Below are 6,469 nucleotides of genomic sequence, written 5' to 3'. Positions count from 1 at the left end.
CCAAAATTCGCGCCTCTATATTTCTGCCCCCGCCGGCCTACCCCCCCCCCCCCCCCCCCCCCCCCCGGGCGGGGCGGGGGCCCGCCTCACCCCCCCCCCCCCGCCCCCGCCGCGGGGGGGGGCGCCCGGCGAGGTTGCTCCGACCCCACCCCGCGTCACAAAATGCCGCCGTGCGGCAATTTGCTCCGCGACCCTCCCCTCAAGGGGGAGGGTTAGGAGCTCACCCCTGCGACGGCGTGAACCGCGCCACCAGCGTGTGGTTCTCTGCCGCGTAGGTGAACCGGACGTGGGTGACCGGGTGCTCGGCGCTCCATGTCCGCCGCTCGATCACCAGGCACGGCGCGCCGGTCTCGATGTCGAGCGCCGCGGCGATAGACCTTTCGGCGGCAACGGCGCGGATGCGATGCTCGGCGGCACTCCACGGGACGCGCCCGATCAGCCACGGACCGGGCGCGGTGTCGAAAAACGCCTCTTCGGCGGCCTCCGGCACGGCAGACAGGTTGATCAGCCGCTGCTCGTGGGCGAACGGCCGGTTGCCGGCGAAATGCCGGCATTCCAGCACCAGCACCGGCCCGGCGACGTCGAGTTCCAGCAGGGCGCGGTCGTCGGCGCTGCTGCGCCTTCTGCTTCGCGCCATGCGCTCATAGCGGTAGGGCAGGCCAAGCGCCTCGACCTCAATCCGGATGTCGTGGATTTCGAGAACGGCCGCCTGCGACTGCGGCCGGCGGACAAAACTGCCGGAGCGACGCCGGCGCTCGATCAGCCCGGCCTTGGCCAGTTGTGACAGCGCCTTGTTCACCGTCATGCGCGAACAATTGTATTCGGCCGTCAGTTCATGCTCGAACGGAATGCGGTGGCCGGGCGCCCAGGCACCGGACAGGATCCGTTCGCTGATGTCCGACAGGATGCGCTGGTGCAGCGAAAGAACCTCGCCGCCATCCGCGCTTCCAGAATCCGCGCTTATTATCCCGATCATGCTCATGCCGAAAGCGCCGTCATGACCTTGCGGAACCGCTCGGCAATGGCATCGCGCTTCGCATGCATGCCGTCGCTGACCAGTTTCCTGCCATGCACCCAGACGCAATCGACCTTGGTGCCGTTGGCAAAAATCCAGGCGTCAAGGATTGCATCGCCCGTCTTGCCGGCCAGCGATGGATGCTTGCCGTCGAGCGAGACGAAATCGGCCGAGGCACCTGCGGCGATCTGCGAAGCGCCGGCGCCCAGCGCGGCACTGCCACCATCGAGCGCAGCATCGAACAACGCGCGACCGGTCGAGCCGCCGGCCACCGCCAGAACATTGCGGGCGCGGTGGGCGAGGCGTTGCGAATATTCGAGTTGCCGCAACTCGTCCGGCAGGCCGATCAGTACGTTTGAATCCGAGCCGATGCCAAAGCGGCCGCCATGCTGCATGAACAGCGGCGCGGCAAAGGTGCCGTCGCCGAGATTGGCCTCAGTGATCGGGCAGAGGCCGGCAACGGCGCCGCTTTTCGCCATCTGGATCGTCTCGGCTTCGGTCATGTGGGTAGCGTGGATCAGGCACCAGCGCTGGTCGACGTTGGCGTTGGCAAGCAGCCATTCGACCGGCCGCGCCCCGGACCAGGCAAGACAATCCTCGACCTCCTTCATCTGCTCGGCGATATGGATGTGGATCGGCCCCTCCGGCGCCATCGCCGTGATGATCTCCAGTTCCCCCGGCGTCACGGCGCGCAGGCTGTGCGGGGCGACGCCGACGACGCCTTGATTCAGCGCGCGAATGGATTCGCGGCTTTTCTCAACAAGTCGCGAGAACTGATTCACATAGTTGATGAACCGCCGCTGGCCTTCATTTGGCGCAGCGCCGCCGAAAGAGGAATGCGCGTAGAACACGGGCAGCAAAGTCAGCTCGATGCCTGTCTCGGCGGCTGCAGCAACGGTGCGCTCCGCCATCTCGGCAATATTGGCATAGGGCCGGCCGTCACGGTCGTGGTGTAAATAGTGAAACTCGCCGACGCGCGAGAACCCGGCCTCCAGCATCTCGACATAGAGCTGGGCCGCGACCGCCTCGACCTGGTCCGGCGTCATCGACAGCGCGAAACGGTACATCACCTCGCGCCAGCTCCAGAAACTGTCGGCGGAGGGCCCGCGCAATTCGGCAAGGCCGGCCATGCCGCGCTGGAAGGCGTGGCTGTGCAGGTTCGGCATGCCGGACAAAAGGATGGCATGGCGCTCGTCGCCAGGCAGGAGCGAGGTATTCGCCTCGACCGTGGCGATCCTGCCGTCGGAGATGACGATCCGCACATTACTGTGCCAGCCGTCGGGCAGAAGTGCCTGTTCCGCAAAGATTGCCGTCACGTTTTTCTCCAAATCCCGGCCTGCCATGCGATGATAGCGCTTGCAGTGCCTTTTGATATGTATATACATAATCATCACCGATTGAAACGGAAAAGATGATGGCTGCAGAGAGCAAAAGCCGGGCAGGGGAGGTTCGCCTCTGGCGCAATGCGCGCCTCGCGACCATGGCCGAAAGCAGCGCCGGGTTAGGCGTCGTCGAGCACGGTGCAATCGCCGTGCGCAACGGCCGGATCGTCTATGCCGGGCCGGAAGCCGACATGCCGGCAGCACTCCGCCCCAGAGCACTTGGTAAAGACGCCGAGGCGACCGACTGCGAAGGCCGCTGGATCACGCCCGGCCTGATCGACTGCCACACCCATCTGGTCCATGCCGGCAACCGTGCCAATGAATTCGAGATGCGGCTGGCCGGCGCCAGCTATGAGGAGGTTGCCAAGGCCGGCGGCGGCATCGTTTCCTCGGTCAAGGCATTGCGCGCGGCGAACGAGGACGAACTGGTCGCCCAGTCGTTGCCGCGCCTCGATGCGCTGATTGCCGAAGGCGTCACCACCGTCGAGATCAAATCCGGCTACGGCCTCGACCTCGAAAACGAGAAGAAGTCGCTGCGCGCCGCGCGACGGCTGGGCGATGAGCGGCCGGTGACGGTCAGGACCACTTTCCTAGGCGCTCATGCGCTGCCGCCCGAAGCAAAAGGTGACAAGGACGCCTTTATCGATCTTGTTGCAAAGCAGATTTTGCCGGCCGTCGCTGCCGAGGGCCTGGCCAATGCCGTCGATGGTTTTTGCGAAGGCATCGCCTTTTGGCCGGAGCAGATCGCCCGCGTGTTCGATGCGGCCAAGGCGGCCGGCCTGCCGGTCAAGCTTCATGCGGACCAGCTGTCCAATCTGCACGGCGCCGAACTTGCGGCGCGCTATGATGCGTTATCGGCCGACCATCTCGAATATACCGACGAGGCCGGTGCGGCGGCGATGGCGAAGGCCGGAACCGTGGCGACCATCTTGCCCGGCGCCTACTACTTCATCCGCGAGACCAAGAAGCCGCCGATCGCCCTGTTTCGCCAGCATGGCGTCAGGATGGCCGTTGCCACCGACAACAATCCCGGCACGTCGCCGCTGACCTCGCTGCTGCTGACCATGAACATGGCCGCGACGTTGTTCGGCCTGACCGTCGATGAATGCCTTGCCGGCGTCACCCGCGAGGCTGCCCGCGCGCTCGGGCTGCTTGGACAGACCGGCACGCTGGAGGCCGGAAAATCCGCCGATCTGGCGATCTGGAACGTCGAGCGCCCGGCCGAACTCGTCTACCGCATGGGCTTCAACCCGCTGCATGCCCGCATCTGGAGGGGACAATGACCGAACTCAAGCTAAGGCCAGGCAATGCCACGCTGGCCGATTGGCGCGCCATCTATCGCGGCGCCGCACTGAGGCTCGACGATGCCTGCCGGCCGAAGATCAAGGCCAGCGCCGAGGCCGTCGCCAGGATCGTTGCCAAGGGCGAGCCGGTCTATGGCATCAATACCGGCTTCGGCAAGCTGGCCAGCGTCCGCATCCCCGCCGCCGATCTGGAAACGTTGCAACGAAACATCGTGCTGTCGCATGCCGCCGGCGTCGGCGAGCCGATGCCCGTCGCAATTTGCCGGCTGATGATGGCGCTGAAGCTGGCCAGCCTGGCCCAGGGCGCCTCCGGCGTGCGGCCGCGGACCATCGAACTGCTCGAGGCGATGCTGGCCAACGACGTTATCCCCGTGGTGCCGGCGCAAGGCTCGGTCGGCGCTTCCGGCGACCTTGCGCCGCTGTCGCACATGACCGCGGTGATGATCGGCGTCGGCGAATGCTTTACCCCGCATGGCCGCTTTCCCGCCAAGGTCGCCTTCGTTTCGCACGGCCTGGAGCCGGTGATATTGGGCGCCAAGGAAGGCCTGGCGCTGCTCAACGGCACCCAGTTTTCGACCGCCTATGCGCTGGCGGCTTTGTTCGAGGCGGAAGTGCTCTACCAGTCGGCACTGGTCGCCGGCGCGCTGTCGACCGATGCCGCCAAGGGTTCGGACGCGCCGTTCGACCCCCGTATCCATCTGCTCCGGAAACATCGCGGCCAGATCGAGACGGCCGAGGCGTTGCGCAATTTGATGGCCGGCAGCGCCATCCGTGAATCGCACCGCGTCGGCGACGAGCGCGTGCAGGATCCCTACTGCCTGCGCTGCCAGCCGCAGGTAATGGGCGCAGCGCTCGACGTGCTCCGCAAGGCCGCCGACACGCTCGCCACCGAGGCCAACGGCGTCACCGACAATCCTCTGATCTTTGCCGAGGATGACTCAGCACTTTCGGGCGGCAATTTCCACGCCGAGCCGGTCGCCTTCGCCGCCGACATGATCGCGCTTGCCGTCTGCGAGATCGGCTCGTTGTCGGAAAGGCGCATCGCCATGCTGGTCGACCCGGCGCTGTCCGGCATGCCGGCCTTTCTGACACCCAAGCCGGGTCTGAATTCCGGTTTCATGATCCCTCAGGTGACGGCCGCGGCACTGGTTTCTGAAAACAAGCAAAAGGCCTATCCGGCCAGCGTCGATTCGATCCCGACCTCGGCCAACCAGGAAGACCACGTTTCGATGGCGGCGCATGGCGCGCGCCGGCTCATCGGCATGGTCGAGAATGCGACGGCCGTCATCGGCATCGAATTGCTGGCCGCCGCGCAGGGCTGCGATTTCCATGCGCCACTGGCCTCGAGCGCGGCACTGGAGGCGGTGCGCCGGCTGGTCAGGGCAGAGGTGCCGCATCTCGACAACGACCGGCACTTCCACCCCGACATGGAGAAGGCCATCGCCATGGTACGCAACGGCGCGGCGGTGGAAGCGGCAAGCGCGGTAAGGCTGCCGGGGGTGACGTCGTGAAGCCGTCGTCGCTGCGTTACGCCGGCACGGGTCGTGTTCCGTCGCGCCCCCCTCTGTCCTGCCGGACATCTCCCCCTCCAGGGGGGAGATTGGCAGCTGCGGTCCCGCGTTCATTACTGCAACGTTGGAGATTGGCGAAAGCAGTCGTGACCGCCAATCTCCCCACTAGAGGGGGAGATGTCCGGCAGGACAGAGGGGGGCGCTGTCCCGCCAACCTCAGCCCGGCAACACCGAAACTTTCAAGGTCAGGAACAAAAAACCCGCCTCGAAGGCGGGTCGTGGGGCCGAATCAGCACCATACCGAAATTAGTAGCATAGCTGCCGGCACAAAGCAAGAACAAAATACGACACGGCCGGCAAAAAGCGAGGTCGGTGTTCACGGACAATTGCAAGGTCGCGTTCTGTCGCGCGGAGACTTCCGATGACCTCACCCTCCTGGCTCACTGTGAAGCGTGGCACAGCACCCTTGCTGGTTTCGATCCCGCATACCGGCATCGACCTCGCCGGCCTCGACAGCCGACTGGTCTCGCCCTGGCTCGGGCGCCGCGACTGTGACTGGTGGATCGACAAGCTCTATGACTTTGCCAAGAGCCTTGGTGCGACGGTGGTGCATACGGCGATTTCGCGCACCGTCATCGACGTCAACCGCGATCCGTCGGGCGTTTCGCTCTATCCCGGCCAGACGACGACCGGGCTCTGCCCGACCGAGACCTTTGACGGCGATCCGCTCTACCGTGAGGGCGAAGAGCCGGGACCGTCGGAGATCGACGAACGCCGCGAAAAATTCTTCGTACCCTATCATGCCGCGCTGCAGGCGGAGATCGACAGGCTGCGCGCTTTGCAGGGGAAGATCGTCGTCTATGACTGCCATTCGATCCGCTCGGTGCTGCCGCGTCTTTTCGAAGGCAAATTGCCGGTCTTCAATCTCGGCACCAATGACGGCAAGAGCGCCGATCCAACGCTGCAGGAGAACGTCACGCAAATCCTCACCGAAACCGGCGAGAGCTTCGTCGTCAACGGCCGCTTCAAGGGCGGCTGGATCACGCGCCATTTCGGCCAGCCGCAAGCCGGCGTCCACGCGCTGCAGATGGAGCTCTCCAACCGCGGCTATCTGCGCGAGCCCGAAGGCAAGGGCATGCCCGGCAATTGGCCGGTGCCTTACGACGCCGAATTCGCGGCGCCGATCCGCGTTACGCTGAGAAAGATCCTGGAAACCGCGATCGCGTGGGCCCAGCGCTGATGCGGTGCACCTCATTC

At 65.4% G+C, this 6,469-nt stretch carries 5 protein-coding genes; 3 read left to right on the top strand and 2 right to left on the bottom strand.

The annotated features are described in order from the left end of the window. Nucleotides 1–220: 220 nt before the first annotated feature. Together hutC and NKG60_RS14585 are read right to left on the bottom strand one after the other, a co-directional pair. A complete protein-coding gene (gene hutC / locus NKG60_RS14590; RefSeq protein WP_352662983.1) occupies nucleotides 221–982 on the bottom strand; it encodes a histidine utilization transcriptional repressor HutC in 762 nt (253 codons plus the stop codon). Further along, the gene (locus tag NKG60_RS14585; protein ID WP_352662980.1) at nucleotides 979–2,331 is read right to left on the bottom strand and encodes a formimidoylglutamate deiminase; all 1,353 of its coding nucleotides are present in this window, start codon (nucleotides 2,329–2,331) and stop codon (nucleotides 979–981) included. Before NKG60_RS14585 ends, hutC begins: the two co-directional genes overlap by 4 nt. 98 nt (nucleotides 2,332–2,429) lie before the next feature. Between NKG60_RS14585 and hutI the strand changes: the two genes are divergently transcribed. The 3 genes from hutI to hutG all read left to right on the top strand — a co-directional run bounded on the left by hutI (nucleotide 2,430) and on the right by hutG (nucleotide 6,452). Further along, nucleotides 2,430–3,680, top strand: coding sequence for an imidazolonepropionase (hutI, locus tag NKG60_RS14580; RefSeq protein ID WP_352662977.1), 1,251 nt, complete (start codon nucleotides 2,430–2,432; stop codon nucleotides 3,678–3,680). After that, on the top strand, nucleotides 3,677–5,212 hold the full coding sequence (gene hutH, locus NKG60_RS14575; RefSeq protein ID WP_352662974.1) for a histidine ammonia-lyase: 1,536 nt from the start codon (nucleotides 3,677–3,679) through the stop codon (nucleotides 5,210–5,212). The genes hutI and hutH overlap by 4 nt, the downstream gene beginning before the upstream one ends. Before the next feature lie 421 nt (nucleotides 5,213–5,633). Then, the gene (gene hutG / locus NKG60_RS14570) at nucleotides 5,634–6,452 is read left to right on the top strand and encodes an N-formylglutamate deformylase (protein ID WP_352662972.1); all 819 of its coding nucleotides are present in this window, start codon (nucleotides 5,634–5,636) and stop codon (nucleotides 6,450–6,452) included. Nucleotides 6,453–6,469 lie beyond the last annotated feature (17 nt).

Source organism: Mesorhizobium sp. M1428, from assembly GCF_040317515.1.
In the GTDB taxonomy this organism is placed as follows: Bacteria; Pseudomonadota; Alphaproteobacteria; order Rhizobiales; family Rhizobiaceae; genus Mesorhizobium.
This window is presented reverse-complemented; position numbering and strand designations above follow the sequence as displayed.